We start from the raw sequence: 14,351 nt of genomic DNA, 5'->3' as shown, positions 1-14,351 counted from the left end.
ACGGAAAATATACACGCCACCGCCCCTGCTACGGAAAACCCCCCGCGCGCGCCCGCCGGCTCACCGCCGCCGGACCGCCGGCGCCAGCAGCACGGCCGACAGGCCGCCCAGCGCGCCCGCCACCGCGCACGCCCACCACAGCGCGCCGCCGTCGTACAGCGCGGCACCGGCCGACGGCGCGACCAGCGCGGCCAGCGCCCCGGTCCAGCCGTACAGGGCCTGGTAGGTGCCGTGCGCGCCCTCCGGGGTCAGGTCGGCGACCAGCGCCGCGCCGAAGCCGGCCATGCCGATCTCGCCGGCCGTCCAGACCACCGCCGCCAGCGCGTACTGCCACGCCGCGGCCGCCGGGCCGCTCAGCGCGAAGCCGGCGCCGATGAGCACCCAGGACACCCCGAGCATCGCGAGCCGGGGGAAGCGGGACGTCCACGCCACCAGCACCGGCTGGACCAGCACGATCAGCCCGGCGTTCAGCGTGATCAGCAGGCCGTAGGCCGAACCGGGCAGCCCGTCGGCCGCCATGGCGAGCGGCAGGCCGAACCGCTGCTGCTCGTAGACGAGCTTGCCGAGCAGCGAGAGGGCCAGCACCGCCACCACCACCCGGTCGCGCAGCGCGCGGCGGTAGCCCGCCGGGCGCCGGCGATCGCGGGCCACCGGGCGGTCCGGACGCACCCCGGCCGCGACGATCACGGCGAAGGCCAGGTTCGCGGCGGCGTCCACCGCCACCAGCAGCCAGTATCCGTGCGCGAGCAGCAGCCCGGCCGCCACCCCGGACAGCGCCGCGCCGATGTTGAACGCCCAGTGCAGCATGCCGAACGCCCGGGGCCGCGCCTCGGCGGGCACCGTGTCGGCGACCAGCGCGGCGGCGGCCGGATGGTAGATCCCGCCGGCCGCGCCGAGCGCGCCGGCGGTCACCGCCAGCGCGGGCAGGCCGCGGGCGGCCCCGAGCGCCACCAGGCACGCCGAGGTGGCGACCAGCCCGCCGATCAGCGTGGCCCGGCGGCCAACCCGGTCGGCGAGCAGGCCGCCCACCGGCTGGCCGGCCAGCCGGCCCAGCCCGCACGCGGACATCACCAGGCCGATCTGGGCGGCGGAGAACCCCCGGGCCACCAGGGTGGTGGCCAGGAACGGCAGCACCATGGCACCGAACCGGTTGACCAGCTGGCCGCCGAACAGGACCCAGAAGACCCGGGGCAGCCCGCCGAACAGCGGCCGCCGGGTGAGCGTCATCGACATGCGGGCCACGATCCGGCGCGGTGCCGGCCGGCGCGATAGATTCGGCTGCATCCGAATCTTCAGGAAGCCGATGTCCTCCCTGACGTTCTCGCTGCACGACGCCGTCTCGATCCGGTTCGCGTTCTCCCCGCTGAAGGAGGTCGTGGCCGCCGTCGGCGTGCTGCGCGACCCGGCCGGCCGCAGCCTGCACCTGCCGTGGGTCAAGCAGGTCCGCCCGCGGCTGGCCGGGCTGGACCTCGCCCCCCTCGGCGACCTCTGCCGCGGCAGGTACATCCCCGACTTCCTCACCCCGCCGCCGGCCACGCCAGTGCCCGACCTCGCCCTGGAGCTCGCCACGCTGCGGGCCACCCCGCATCGGGTGGTGCGCGCGGACCTCGACCGGATGACCTGCCCGCCCGCCGCCACCACGGCGGCGCTGCGCGACGACCCGGCCGGCGGGCTGGACCGGCTGGCCGCCGCGGTGCAGGAGTTCTGGGACGCGGCCTTCGCGCCCTACTGGCCGCGGATGCGCGACCTGCTGGAGGGCGACGTCCTCTACCGGGCCCGGCGGCTGGCCGCCGGCGGCCTGGACCGCCTGTTCGCCGACCTGCACCCCGTGGTGCGCTGGACCGGGGACCGGGTCATGGTGCACCGCTCCGGCCACGGCGCCGACCGGACGCTGGCGGGCGAGGGCCTGCTGCTCATCCCGTCGGTGTTCGTCTGGCCCGGCATGTTCTCCCGGCTCGCCTCGCCCGGCCAGCCGACCATCACCTATCCGGCGCGCGGCGTCGCCACCCTGTGGGAGACCGGCGCGACGCCGTCCTCGGACGCGCTCGCCGCGGTGCTGGGCCGGCCGCGGGCGCTGATCCTGGCCGAGCTGTCGTCCCCGCTGTCCACCACCGAGCTGGCCCGGCGGCTGCCGTACGCCCCGGCCAGCGTGTCCGAGCACCTGGCCCTGCTGCGGGCGGCCGGCCTGGTCATCGGGCACCGGACCGGCCGCTCGGTGCTGTACGTCCGGACACCGGCCGCCGACGCCCTGCTCGCCGCCCGCCCCGGCGACCGGTGACCGCCCGGCCGCCGGGTCCGGCGGGCGCGGGCGCGGCGCGGGGCGCCGGCCGCGGAGCCAGGGCCCGATGATCGGTAGGACCCCGGCGGCCGCGGGCGGCGAGCGCGCGGCCGGGGTCAGCCGGCGAGCCGGGCGCGCAGCCAGGGGTGGATGATCGGCAGCACCTGGCAGGCCTGCATCGCCCCCAGGTGATCCAGCCCGTCCAGCACGTGCACGTCCCAGCCGGATTCCTCGATGTCGGCGCGCCGCCGCAGCAGCGGCCCGGCGATGTCGACGGTGGCGCCGTCCCCGCTCGCGCCGTACCGGATCACGTCCGCCGAGCCGGCGAAGCACAGCCGCGGGCAGCTCACCTCCTGCTGCGCCTCGCGGTCGTCGAAGCCGCGCAGCGCCTGGTAGAGGGTGAGGAATTGGGCGGCCTGCTCCGGCGCCATGGTGACCTGGGCGCTCTCCCAGTCGCCGGGCACCGCCTCCCCGGCCGGCGCCGGCGGCGCGTCCCGGGCCTGGACCGCCTGCCGGTGGGTGGCGGCGGTGACGGTGAGCATCGCCTCGTACGGGCCGTCCAGCGGCGGGTACCCGCCCATGACCAGCGCGGTGAGGCGGCGGGTGCGGATGGCGAGCTGCAGGCCGAGCATGGCCAGCCACGAATACCCGTACCAGGCGAAGCGGTCCGCGCCCGCCGCGTCCGCCACGGCCAGGAAGTCGGCGGCCACGTTGTCCGGGGTCAGCGTGGCCGGCTTGGGGGCGGCGAGCACGTGCCCCTCGTAGTCGAAGGCGACGACCCGGAAGTCCGCCGCCAGCCCGGTGGCCAGCCGGTGCCCCAGGTCCGGGTCGGCACCCCAGGCGCGCATCGTCGCGGCCCGCTCGTCGTCGGCGGCGGGCGCCGGGTTCACCGGCAGCAGCACGGCCGGGCCGTCGCCGTGCGCCTCGAACTCGATGGCGGCCCCGTCGTGCAGGATCGCGGTCGGCATGATCTCTCCCTCCAGCGGCCGGGTCCAGCCCGGGCAAGATCTCTTTATGGCGTAAGCTGATGCTGTGCCGGCAGGAACTCTATATGCCGTAAGGAGATCTGTCATGGTGGTCTACGCCGGCCAGGGCGACCCGCGCAGGACCCTGGCCCTGCTGTGGCGGGACGCGACCCCGGGCGAGCCGCGGCGCGCCCCCGGGCCGAAACCCGCTCTGACGGTGGACGAGATCGTGGACGCGGCCATCGCGGTGGCCGACGCCGGCACGCTGGACGGGCTGTCCATGCGCGCGGTCGGCGAGCGGCTCGGCCGCACCGCCATGTCGCTCTACACCTACGTGCCCACCAAGCGGGAACTGATCGACCTGATGTACGACCGCGCCCACGCCGCCCCGCCCCCCGGCGGAAGCACGACCTCCGGAACCCGGACCGGTGAGAAAGCGTCCCCGGAACCCGGAGAGCCGGCCGGCGCCAAGGGAGACCAGGAAACCGGAGAGCCGGCAGGTCGGCATGCGGCGCACCGGTCACCGGCCGGCGGTCAGGCCGGGACCGCCGGCCGGGAAGGGGGTGCACCCGGGGACGGTGGCTGGCGGGTCGCGGTGGAGGCATGGGCGGCCTGGCTGCGGGCGCGCTACGTCCGGCACCCGTGGCTGCTCCAGGTGTCCCACGCCCGGCCGGTGCTCGGGCCGCACGAGCAGCAGGTGCTGGAGTCGGTCCTGGGTGCCCTGCACGGCACCGGCCTGCCCCCGGCCACCGTGCGCGCGGTGGTCGCCGCGCTGTTCGCCCTGGTCCGCGGGGCCGCCCGCTCGACGGCCGAGTCGGCCGCGGCCGCCGGCACGACCGGCACCTCCGACGCCGAGTGGTGGACGCTGCGCGCCGGCGTGCTCCAGGAACTCGTCCCGGACTTCGCCCGCCGCTACCCGCACTCCGCCGCACTCGCCGGCGCCGCCCCCGCTCCCCCGCCCGCCGCCGCTCCCCCGCCCGCGGCCCTGGAGTCACCGGCCCCCTGCCCGCCTGCGCGGACCCGGCGGCCGACCTCGGACGAGGATCCCGGCCCCGGCGGCGGCTCGAACGCCTGGGAGCAGCAGGCCGAGGCCGCCTTCACCGAGGGCCTGGCCATCCTCCTGGACGGCCTCCAGTCCCGCATCGACCGCGCATCCCGCACGTCCGAAGCCCGCACCGGCACCGAGCCGCCCTAACGGGTCGGCCGGGCGGACCGCCGCACATCGCCGGGTGATGGCACTACCCGAACGCCGGAAGCGTCAGACCAGGTCCTCCAGCGTGTCACTCCGCACACCGTCGAGAAACGATCGCCACCGGTCACGCGTGGTCAGCACGACCGGTCCACCGGGACGCTTGCTGTCCCGGACGGCGACGACCCTTGGCAGGCCGGTCGCGACCTCGACACACTGCGCACCGTTATTGCCGGAACGCACCGACTTCCGCCATACGGCCGTTGAGAGGTCAGCGGCCGTCACGTGTCCTCGGTCCATTTTCTCCTGGCTTCCCTGATCTTCGCGAGCGAGTCGATCGGGCGGTATGCCTCTGCCCGGAGTGTGTCATACCGGCCCCAGATCAGCGAGACGAGTTCATGATCAGTAGACACCTCGCCGTTCCCGGCCGAATCCACATAGACGGCGGTCGGCGCGTCGTCCAACTCCGCGATCGTGAAGGCGCTCAACAGGCCGTCGGTGCAAGGGGTGTCGGACGGAACCACCTGAAGAGTGACGTTGCGCCACTCGGCCACGAGCAATAGATGAGCGAGCTGCGCTGCCATCACCTCCCTACCGCCGATATTTCGATAAAGGACCCCTTCGTCAATCGGAATCCAGATTTCTGGTGGATCGTCGCGAGTCACCAGCGTATTGCGCATCATGCGGGCTTGCACCCTTTTATCCACTGCTTCCTCGGACAGCTTTCGGTGACCCCGGAAGACGGCCCTGGCATACTCCTCCGTCTGCAAGAAGCCGGGAATGAGCAGTGGATCCCAGCTTCGAAACACGCGCGCCCGAGGTTCGATCTCGTCCAGCCAACCAGCGAACCAGGTAGGCAAGAGCACAGAAGCGGAGAGTCCTCGACAGAGTCGGGTAAAACGCCCATCTGTTTTGAAAAGCTCATCGCATTTGCCAGCTACGTCGCATTTCAGGGTGCGTGCACCACGCTCCACATGAGCGACGAGTGACGGCGAGACGTCCAGGCGCGCAGCCAGCCGGGCCTGCGTGAGGCCGGCCTGATTGCGGAAGCGGGCCAATTCCCTGCCCACTCGCTGTGCCGGTGTCAGACGTGGATCTAGATCGCCCATCCCGATCACCTCCCGAATCGCCCCTCAGTGACACTGAACTGACACGAACTGACGTTCTGGTACGCCGACCCGAAGGTACCGTCACCGGATTGTCCGTCGAACTTACCTTCGCCTCAAGCGATTACGCGCCAATGTTGGAGGCCCAGCCAGTCATCCAGCAGCTTTTTGCACAGCGATGTGACAGCCACCGACAAGGCGCCATTGAACCTGCTCCAACCTGACAGGCGACTCCGGCGCGTAAACGTGAGAGATGGAGGGTGAACGTTGCACCCGGAAATGACACGGCGCCCCGACGAGTGCCGGGATCGCCCAGAGCACAGCGTCCCAGGGACCGGATGTTCCAACGCCGGAGAGACGATGGACTTCAGACGGCACACCTCGGTCACCGGGCCCGAAATGGAAGTCGCGGCATGACGACCGTCGGCACGCTTCTCGGCCGGGTCGACCTACTGGCCGATGACGGATCAACGAAGCTCGCCCGGGCGTACGTACGCTCGTTGCTGTGCCGGAACGGACACCGCGATGTGGACGACATCGAGTTGATGGTCAGTGAGGTCTTCGCGAACGCGGTTCGCCATTCGGAGTCGGGACGCGTGCGGGACGGCGTGGTCACCGTGCGCGTGTACGACGACGGCGAGACCGTTCGCATCGAGGTGACCGACGCGGGCTCGCCGAATGACTTTCCGGCGGTTCAGGCCCCGATCGACCCGCTCAGCGAAGGCGGGCGAGGCTTGTGGCTGGTGCAGGAGCTGTCCTCGTCATGGGGATGGCGACAGAACCCCAAGGGCCGCACGATCTGGTTCGAAGTCCGCGCTCAGGATTCCTGACGCCGTTCACCTCATTCGCGGCGGGATACCGATGATCGGTTGGGATCGGTACGAACGCCAGGAATCAGGAATCACCGGGACGTAGGCGGCCGCGGACGTGGATGCGCTCGCCCTGGCGGCCGAGGATGCTGAGGATCTCCGATGCCCGCCGGACCGCAGGCTCCACCTCCGGGGAACACGCGGCGGGCAAGCCCGGAGGGCTGGTTCACCACTCCGGGGACATGCCGGGCGGGGTTCACCGGTCCGAGGGGCGGCGGAGGCGGTCGGCTCGGTCTTGCTCCTCCAGGGTGAGGGCGCGGTCGGCCAGGGCGGCGGTCAGCGCCGGGATCCACCGCTCGCGCAGCGCGCGGACCCGGCGCCGGGTCCGATGGACCTCGGCCGCCACCAGCCGGACGGCCTCCTGGGCGGCGGCGTGCCGGACGGCCGCCGCCAGCGCGGCCTGGGCGGCCGCCCGGGCCGGGCCGAGAGCGGCGGTGAGCGGCAGCAGGTCCGGGGCGGCGGGGAAGCGGCAAGTCACCCGGCCGGGACAGCGGACGCCCAGCACGCCGGCCGGCTCGATGTCGACCTCCGCCCGGCCGGCCGGGGCGCCCAGGCGCAGCGCCCGCTCCCCGCCGAGCCGGGCCACCCGGCGCGTCCAGGTCTCTGAGTCCGCCAGCGCGGCCGCCCAGTCGCGGCCGGTCCGCGCGGCCGGGCGAACCAGCCGGTCGTGCTCCTGCTGGAGCAGCGCCAGCCGGCGGTCCAGCAGGTCGAGGGCGTGCTCGGCGGTGGCCAGCCGGCGGCGCAGCCACAGGTGACCGGCGCGTCCCGGGGGCGCGTGCACCCTCATCTCGGCTCCTCCCGGCGGATGCTCGTCATGCGGTGCCGCACCGGCACGGGCGCCGGCCGAGCGGGGCGCGGCCGGCGGAGCGCCTTCATCGCGGCTCCCGGTGGCCGGTGCCGATGCCGTCGGGCTCCTGAGGGCCGGGCTCGGGGGCGGCGGGCCGGTGGTGGGCGTCGAGGGCGGCGGCGCCGAGCATGGCCAGGTCGGCGCGCGGCAGGACCGACAGCACCCGCCAGGCGCGGGTGAAGGTCTCCTCCAGCGAGCGGGACTCGTCGCGGCGCTGGGCCACCAGGTCGCGGGCGAACGCGTCCGCGAGGTCGAGGTGGCGGCGGTCGGCCGGCCCGAGCGCGTCGGCGCCCACGAATTCGGCGAGCTCGCGGGCCCGCGCGGCCCGGGCCAGGGCGGCGATCAGCTGGGCCGCCAGGTCGGCGTGCTCCGGCCGGGTACGGCCGGCCCCCACGCCACCGCGCATCAACCGGGAGAGCGACGCCAGCGGATCCACCGGTGGGTACACCGAGATTTCTGATGAAAGCACGATCTGTCCTTCGGTGATGTAGCCGGTGAGATCCGGCACGGGATGGGTGATGTCACCGCCCGGCATGGTGAGCACGGGCAGCAGGGTGACCGAGCCCGGCCGGCCGCGCACCCGGCCGCAGCGCTCGTAGATCGAGGCGAGGTCGCTGTACAGGTACCCGGGGTAGGCGCGCCGGGCCGGGACCTCGCTGCGCGCGGCCGACACCTCCCGCAGCGCCTCGCAGTAGCCGGTCATGTCGGCCAGCACGACCAGGACGTGCCGGCCCAGGCCGAAGGCGAGGTGCTCGGCCACGGTGAGCGCGATCCGCGGGGTGAGGACGCGCTCGATGACGGGGTCGCCGGCCAGGTTGAGCAGCAGCACCAGCTCGCCGGCCGCGGTCCGTGCCTCCAGCGCGTCGCGCACCCCGGAGGCGTCCGCGTGGGTGAGCCCCATGGCGGCGAAGACCACGCCGAACGGCTCCCCGGCGGCGTGCGCCTGCGCGGCGATCTGGGCGGCGAGGTCGAGGTGCGGCAGGCCGGGCGCGGCGAAGATCGCGATCTTCTGGCCGCGGACCAGCGTGGTCAGCGCGTCGATCACCGACACCCCGGTGATGATCGGGTCGGCGGGCGGGAGCCGCCACGCGGGGTTGAGCGGGAGCCCGCCGGCCGGCGCGGTCGCGGTGCCGAAGACCGGCGGTCCGCCGTCCAGCGGGTCGCCCAGCCCGTCGCACACCCGTCCCAGCCAGCCCGGGCCGACCGGCACCCGGAACGGCGCCCCGGAGAAGGTGACGCCGATCCGGCCGGGCGCCAGGCCGGCGGTGCCCTCCAGCACCTGGACCAGCGCCAGGTCCCGGTCCACCTCCAGCACCAGCCCGTGCCGCGTCCCGCCGCCGGGCAGCCGGATGACCGCGAACTCGTCCCAGCCGACACCGGCGACGCCGCGCACGACGGCGAGCGGCCCGCGCAGCTCGGCCACGTCGGTGTACTCCAGCTCGATCACTGCCCCGCCTCACCCGGTTTCCTTCGCGCGCAGCACCGCGGTGAAGTCCCGGGACTCGATGTCCTCGGCCGGCACCCCGGTGGCGGCCAGGGCCAGGCAGTCGTCGATCGCCGCGAGCACGGTGCCGGCCAGGGCGAGGGTCCGCCCGGGCGAGCAGTAGGCGTCCGCCGGGCTGAGCGCGCTCTGCCGCAGCAGTCCTTCGCGCAGCAGCCGCCCGCCGAGCAGCACGACGCGCTCGCGGTCGGGCAGCGCCGAGGCGCCGACGAGTTCCGCCGTCCCGGCCAGCCGGCCGGCCTCGGCGAGCAGCGCGGCGACCCGGGCGCCGGCCGCCGCCCAGCCGGGCCGCCCCTCGCGGTCGTGCCAGGCGGACAGCGCGCCGCCGTCCCGGCTGAACGAGGCCTCGACCGACACCGCGGGGTAGTGGCGCGCGTAGGCCAGGTCGCGGTCCAGGGTCCACAGCGTCCGGACGAACCGTTCGGTGTGCGCGGTGACCGGCTCGGTCAGGTCGCCGCCCGGCGGGGAGACCGCGCCGAGCACCGTCACCGAGCCGGTCCGGCCGCCGAGCGTGGTGACCCGGCCGGCGCGCTCGTAGAAGGCGGCGATCGCCGAGGCGAGGTCGGCGGGGTGCCCCTCCTCGGCCGGCGGCTCGCCGGCGCGGGCGGCGAACTCGCGGCGGGCCTCGGCCCACCGGGACGTGGAGTCGGCGATCAGCACGACGTCGTACCCCATGTCGCGGAAGTGCTCGGCCACGGTCATCCCGGTGTAGACGCTCGCCTCCCGCGCCATCATGGGCATGTTGGAGGTGTTGGCGACCACCACCGTGCGGTCGGCCAGCCGGCCGCCGGTCCGCGGGTCGGTGATCCCGGCCAGGCCGGCGAGCACGTCGGCCAGCTCGTTGCCGCGCTCGCCGCAGCCGACGTACACCACGACGTCGGCGTCGCACCATCGGGCGATCTGCTGGAGCAGCACGGTCTTGCCGGTGCCGAACCCGCCGGGGACCGCCGCCGCGCCGCCGCGCCGGACCGGCAGCAGCAGGTCCAGGACCCGCTGCCCGGTGACCAGCGGCACCGGCTCGGCCAGCCGTTCCCGGCAGGGCAGCGCCCGGCGGACCGGCCACCGCCGGGTCATGGTCACCGCGGTGCCGCCGACGGTGGCGACCGTGGCGGTGGCCGGGTACTCCCCCTCGGGCCGGACGTCCCCGACGACGCCGCCGGGGGCGAGCACCAGGTAGGGCACCCGGCCCGCCGCGGCGACCGAGCCGACCGGCGTGCCGGGCGCCACCGGCCGTCCCGCGGCCACCAGCGGCGTGAACCGCCACGCCCCCGGCCCGGCGCCCGGCCGGGACCGGGGGTCCAGCCAGGCGGGGGCCCGGTCCAGCGGCCGCAGCAGGCCGTCGAACACCCCGCCGAGCAGGTGCGGGCCGAGCGGCGCCGACAGCGGCGCCCCGGTGGCCTCGACCTCCAGCCCCGGGCGCAGGCCGCCGGTGTACTCGTACATCTGGACGGTCGCCCGCTCGCCGCGCAGCGCGACGATCTCGCCGGGCAGCCCGCCGATCCGCACCAGGTCGTACATGGCGGCGCCGCCGAGCCGGTCCACCTCGACGAGCGGGCCGTTGACCCGGGTCACGGCAGCCACAGCCGGCACACCTCCCCGGCCAGGGAGTCCACCATCCGGTCGGCCAGCACGGGCAGGGTGGCGTCCACCCGGCGGCCCGGGCCCTCGCCGACGACGCCGCCGTCGGGGTGCTCGCGGATCGCCAGTTCGGTGCCGCCGCGCCGCCGGGCCGCCTCGGTCAGGGCGCGCAGCAGCGCGGGGTAGCCGGGGTCGGCGCGCAGGCCGCCGGCCGCCTCCCGGGCCCGGCGGCGGAACTCCTCCAGCGCCTGGCGCTGCGCGGCCAGTACGGCCCGCCGTCCCTCGCGCCGGGCCTCGGCCAGGGCCCGGGCCGCCTCGGCGGCGTGCTCGGCGCGACCCGACTCCCGGGCGGCGGCGAGCACCCGCGCCGCCTCCCGCCGGGCGGCGGCGTCGATGGACGCCGCCTCGGCCCGCGCCCGCGCGGCCGTCCCGGCCGCCTCCCGCCCGGCCCGGCGCAGCAGTTCGGCCGCGAGCGGGGCGAGCGCCCGCTCCACCGGGCTCCGGCTCACCGCTTCCCCGCTCACCGCTCCCCCGCCGCCCCGGGCCCGGCGCCGCCGAGTTCCCCCGGTCCCGCGTCCCCGGCTGGACCGGCCCCGCCGGATCCGCGCCTTCCGGCGTCCGCGCCCTCGCCGGGGCCGGCGGGCATGACCACGGTGAGCCGGCCGGTGACCGGGCCGAGCGTCCGGGCCGCCCACGCCGTGAGGATCACCACGGCGATCCCGTCCGGCAGGGCGTGCCAGGCCGCGCGCACGCCCGCCTCGTCGGCGGCCGGCAGCACCACCGCGCCGGCCAGGGCCGGCCCGGCCAGCCGGACGGGCTCCCCGATCACCGCCACGCCGCCGGTGATCACGCGCGTTCCATCAGGATGACCGCGACGACCAGGCCGTAGATGGCGATGCCCTCGGCCAGCCCGACGATCACGATGGCCCGGCCGAAGAGCTCGGGCCGCTCGCTCATGGCCGCGAGCGCGGCGGCGCCGGTGTAGGCGACGGCCAGCCCGGCGCCGATCGACGAGCCGGCCACCGCGATCGCCGCGCCGAGCAGCGCCGCCCAGTTCGCCGGTGCCGCCGCGCGCGCGGCGCCGGCCGGGCCGGTCGCGCCCGCCGGACCGTCGAGCAGGACCAGGGTGAGGACGCCGAGGGCGACCAGCAGGACGAGGGTGGCGGCGGCGAGCATCCCCCGGCGGGCCCGCGTGGACATGGCGTCGCCTCCTCAGCCGGCCGGCGGGACGTGCAGCGGCCGGAACGGGCGCCCCTCGGCCAGGAAGATCCGGGAGAACAGCTCGTAGTACTCCAGCCGCAGCGCCTGGACCGCCGCCACCAGGGCGGCCAGGGTGAAGGCGAGCAGGTTGCCCGCGATGAAGACCAGGACCGCGACGGCGGGCGCCGCCGGCCACAGCCCGCGGGCGGCCCGCCAGACGATCCCGCCCACCGCGGCGTGGGTGAGGCCGAAGGCCGCGAGCCGGGCGAAGGACGCCACGTTGGCGCCGATGCGCACGACGACGTCGAAGGACCGGACGGCGGCCTGGGTCACGCCGCCGCCCTCGGCCAGGAAGCCGGCGAACGCCAGGGCGAGACCGGCCGCCGCCATCGCCGCCCCGGCCGCCGCGGGCCACCCCCGGCCCAGGTACCAGCCGGCGGCGGCCAGGCCCAGGCCGGCGAACGCCAGCCCGCCGGCGATCCCGGCCGGCGAGTACAGGGCCAGCGGCGGCCCGCCCTCGCGCCACCGGTTGACCGCGCCCAGCAGGTAGGCGCCGCCGAGCAGGACGGTGCCCGCGCTGAGGCCGGCCAGCAGCAGGGCGACCGGGTGGGCCATCGGGGCCAGCCACAGCACCGGCAGCACGCCGGTCGGGCCGAAGAACTCCCCGTACAGCAGGCCGAACAGGACGCTCGCCAGGCCGGCGCCGGCCACGAACGGCCACCCGCCGCGCCACCGGGCGAGCCGGGCCGGCCGCCCGGCGCGCAGCGACACCGCCGCGGCGAGCAGCAGCAGGCCGTGCCCGGCGTCGCCGAACATCATCCCGAACATCAGCACGTAGGCGACCGCGGCCGCCGGCACCGGGTCGACGTCCGCGTACGGCACCGTCCCGTACATCTCCACCAGCGGGCGGGCCGACCCGCGCAGCCCCTGGCCGCGCAGCAGGGTGGGCGCCTGCAGCCCCGGCGGGCGCGGGAGCGGCACCACCGCGCCGCCGGCCGGCGCGAGCGCGCGGGCCAGCGCCTCGACCTCGCGCGCCGGGGTCCACCCGGCGACGGCGGCCACCCCGTCCCGGGTGAGCGCGCGCCCGGCGCACTCCTCGACGCCGGTCACGCCGTCCATGTCCACCCGGCCGGCTCCCGCCGCCAGGGCCAGCACCGCGCCGATGGCGTCCTGCGGCGCCGCCAGGGCGATCCGCCGCATCCGGACGGGCGCCAGCGCCTCACGCCGGCTCATCGTGGCCTCCTCCGTGCCCGGCGTCGCCGGAACCCCCGCCGTACGGAGCCGGGTCCCCGCGGTACGGAGCCGGATCCCCGCCGTAGGAAGCCGGATTCCCGCCGGCCGGTGGCTCACCGGGATCCCCTTCGTAGGCGGCCTCGTCGGGGTCTCCTCCGTACGCGGCGACCGCGCCGGCCAGGCACACCCGCCGGGCGTCGGCGGCGAGCACCGCCACCGCGCCGAGCACCGGGGAGGCGCCGAACCCCGGACCGGCCAGCAGCGCGGTGCCGTCCCGTTCGACGCGTTCCCACCAGCGGCCCTCGGCCCGCCACAGGTCCTGCGGCCGGTCCAGGCCGGCCAGGGCCCAGCGGGCGGCGGATGGCAGCGCCGCCGCCATGCCGGGCAGCGTGCCGGCGCGCGGTGCCGCGACCCCGAGCATGGCCTCGGCCCGGCGCCGGTCCGCCCCCTCGATGGGGCGGCCGTCCAGCAGCCGCTCGCGGGCCACCAGCAGCGCGGCCGCCCCGGCCGCCCAGGCGGCCGCCGGACGGATCCGCCCGTACACCTCGTGCGCCCAGGACAGGCGCATGCCGAGCTGGATCCGCCGGGGCGGCGCGCCGCCGGGCTCGCCATCGAAGGGCGCGGCGCGTACGGCGCGCTCGCCGGCCGGGCCGGTGACCGCCGCCGGCCGGGGCGCGGCGGTGCCGAGCGCACCGAGCCGGAACCGGGCCGGCCCGCCGCCCAGCACCTCGTCCACGTTGGCGATCTCGAACCACCGGGCCAGCAGCCGGACCATCACCTGCCCTTCGGCCGGCAGCCAGCCCGCCAGGACCCGCAGGTGCCACAGCAGGCAGGCCTGCACGGCGTGCTGGATCTCGGCCAGGTCCTGCCCCATGCGCACGTCGTGCCCGTAGGGGGTCTCCGCCAGCACGGCCGCCGCCCGCGCCGCCGAGCCGGCCGCCGCCACCCGCCGGGCGCCGCCGGGCCCGAGGCGGCGCCGCGCCAGCGCCCGGGCCCGCGTCGTCCCGGCCACCCAGGCGGCGCTCACCGGACGCCCGCCGGTCCGCGGATCATGCCCGTGGTGCCCCGCCGTCCTGCCGGCGGCCGGCGGACCGCCGGCAGCCCAGCCCCCGCCGGGCCCATCAGGCGTCCGCCAGTGCGCGGATCATGCCGACCACCCGGGCGACCTCGCCGGGCATGCGGCGCCCGGCGCGCTTGCGGACCGCCGCCACCTCGCGGCGGGCCGCCTCCGCCGCCGCGGCGCCCTCCCGGCCGCGGTCCTCGCGGGCGCGGGCGGCGAGCCGCGCCCGCTCGGCGGCGGCCTCGGTGCGCGCCGCCGCCACGACGGACGCGGCCCGCGCCCGGGCCCGCTCGACCAGCTCGCCGGCCTCCCGCTCGGCGTCCGCGCGGATCCGGGCGCACCGGCCGTGCGCATCCGCCAGCGCGGCGAACACCGGTGCCAGCTCGGCGGCGCGCTCGGCCTCCGGGTCGGCGGGCACGCCGGCCGGCGCGGCCCCGCCCGGCACCGCCACCCGGCGGAACCGGCCGAGGAAGTCGTGCAGCCCTACCATGGTCGCCCCCGATGATCCTCGCGCGGACGCCCTGT

General features: G+C 76.6%; 16 protein-coding genes. 3 read left to right on the top strand and 13 right to left on the bottom strand.

The genetic code is table 11. The features are described from left to right. Positions 1–60: 60 nt before the first annotated feature. The gene (locus Sru01_RS04535) at positions 61–1,233 is read right to left on the bottom strand and encodes an MFS transporter (protein WP_203982567.1); all 1,173 of its coding nucleotides are present in this window, start codon (positions 1,231–1,233) and stop codon (positions 61–63) included. A 70-nt stretch (positions 1,234–1,303) separates the two neighbouring features. Between Sru01_RS04535 and Sru01_RS04530 the strand changes: the two genes are divergently transcribed. Then, a complete protein-coding gene (locus Sru01_RS04530; protein ID WP_203982566.1) occupies positions 1,304–2,278 on the top strand; it encodes an ArsR/SmtB family transcription factor in 975 nt (324 codons plus the stop codon). Between the two features lie 116 nt (positions 2,279–2,394). Here Sru01_RS04530 and Sru01_RS04525 read toward each other — a convergent pair whose 3' ends face one another. Further along, positions 2,395–3,246, bottom strand: coding sequence for an alpha/beta fold hydrolase (locus tag Sru01_RS04525; RefSeq protein WP_203982565.1), 852 nt, complete (start codon positions 3,244–3,246; stop codon positions 2,395–2,397). 103 nt (positions 3,247–3,349) lie between these two features. Between Sru01_RS04525 and Sru01_RS04520 the strand changes: the two genes are divergently transcribed. Further along, positions 3,350–4,438: a TetR/AcrR family transcriptional regulator C-terminal domain-containing protein gene (locus Sru01_RS04520; RefSeq protein ID WP_373869481.1), complete on the top strand. Its 1,089-nt coding sequence runs from the start codon at positions 3,350–3,352 to the stop codon at positions 4,436–4,438. A 63-nt stretch (positions 4,439–4,501) separates the two neighbouring features. Here Sru01_RS04520 and Sru01_RS04515 read toward each other — a convergent pair whose 3' ends face one another. Together Sru01_RS04515 and Sru01_RS04510 are read right to left on the bottom strand one after the other, a co-directional pair. Continuing rightward, positions 4,502–4,732: a DUF397 domain-containing protein gene (locus Sru01_RS04515; protein WP_203982564.1), complete on the bottom strand. Its 231-nt coding sequence runs from the start codon at positions 4,730–4,732 to the stop codon at positions 4,502–4,504. Then, positions 4,714–5,541, bottom strand: coding sequence for a helix-turn-helix domain-containing protein (locus Sru01_RS04510; protein WP_203982563.1), 828 nt, complete (start codon positions 5,539–5,541; stop codon positions 4,714–4,716). Before Sru01_RS04510 ends, Sru01_RS04515 begins: the two co-directional genes overlap by 19 nt. A 410-nt stretch (positions 5,542–5,951) precedes the next feature. Here Sru01_RS04510 and Sru01_RS04505 point away from each other — a divergent pair, with 410 nt between their 5' ends. After that, complete coding sequence (locus tag Sru01_RS04505) at positions 5,952–6,368, top strand: ATP-binding protein (RefSeq protein WP_203982562.1); 417 nt, start codon at positions 5,952–5,954, stop codon at positions 6,366–6,368. A gap of 235 nt (positions 6,369–6,603) precedes the next feature. On the opposite strand, the gene Sru01_RS04500 is transcribed toward Sru01_RS04505, so the two are convergent. From Sru01_RS04500 to Sru01_RS04460, 9 genes are all read right to left on the bottom strand, one after another. Then, entirely contained in the window at positions 6,604–7,194 is a 591-nt protein-coding gene (locus Sru01_RS04500; protein WP_203982561.1) for a V-type ATP synthase subunit D, read from the bottom strand. Between the two features lie 85 nt (positions 7,195–7,279). Further along, on the bottom strand, positions 7,280–8,701 hold the full coding sequence (locus Sru01_RS04495; protein WP_239136907.1) for a V-type ATP synthase subunit B: 1,422 nt from the start codon (positions 8,699–8,701) through the stop codon (positions 7,280–7,282). A 9-nt stretch (positions 8,702–8,710) separates the two neighbouring features. Next, the gene (locus Sru01_RS04490) at positions 8,711–10,336 is read right to left on the bottom strand and encodes a V-type ATP synthase subunit A (RefSeq protein ID WP_203982560.1); all 1,626 of its coding nucleotides are present in this window, start codon (positions 10,334–10,336) and stop codon (positions 8,711–8,713) included. Continuing rightward, on the bottom strand, positions 10,324–10,857 hold the full coding sequence (locus tag Sru01_RS04485) for a V-type ATP synthase subunit E family protein (protein ID WP_203982559.1): 534 nt from the start codon (positions 10,855–10,857) through the stop codon (positions 10,324–10,326). The genes Sru01_RS04490 and Sru01_RS04485 overlap by 13 nt, the downstream gene beginning before the upstream one ends. Continuing rightward, a complete protein-coding gene (locus tag Sru01_RS04480) occupies positions 10,854–11,183 on the bottom strand; it encodes a hypothetical protein (protein ID WP_203982558.1) in 330 nt (109 codons plus the stop codon). The genes Sru01_RS04485 and Sru01_RS04480 overlap by 4 nt, the downstream gene beginning before the upstream one ends. After that, on the bottom strand, positions 11,180–11,533 hold the full coding sequence (locus tag Sru01_RS04475; RefSeq protein ID WP_203982557.1) for an ATP synthase subunit C: 354 nt from the start codon (positions 11,531–11,533) through the stop codon (positions 11,180–11,182). The genes Sru01_RS04480 and Sru01_RS04475 overlap by 4 nt, the downstream gene beginning before the upstream one ends. A gap of 12 nt (positions 11,534–11,545) precedes the next feature. Next, positions 11,546–12,766 (bottom strand): V-type ATPase 116kDa subunit family protein, encoded by a 1,221-nt coding sequence (locus tag Sru01_RS04470; protein WP_203982556.1) that lies wholly within the window; start codon positions 12,764–12,766, stop codon positions 11,546–11,548. Then, positions 12,753–13,793 carry a hypothetical protein gene (locus Sru01_RS04465; RefSeq protein ID WP_203982555.1) on the bottom strand — a complete coding sequence of 347 codons (1,041 nt, stop codon included), beginning with the start codon at positions 13,791–13,793 and terminating at the stop codon, positions 12,753–12,755. Before Sru01_RS04465 ends, Sru01_RS04470 begins: the two co-directional genes overlap by 14 nt. A 94-nt stretch (positions 13,794–13,887) precedes the next feature. Beyond that, positions 13,888–14,316: a hypothetical protein gene (locus tag Sru01_RS04460; RefSeq protein ID WP_203982554.1), complete on the bottom strand. Its 429-nt coding sequence runs from the start codon at positions 14,314–14,316 to the stop codon at positions 13,888–13,890. Positions 14,317–14,351: the final 35 nt, after the last annotated feature.

This window comes from Sphaerisporangium rufum, from assembly GCF_016863395.1.
Lineage (GTDB): Bacteria > Actinomycetota > Actinomycetes > Streptosporangiales > Streptosporangiaceae > Sphaerisporangium > Sphaerisporangium rufum.
The sequence above is the reverse complement of the archived record's forward strand: the minus strand, read 5'-3'. Positions and strand labels throughout refer to the sequence as shown.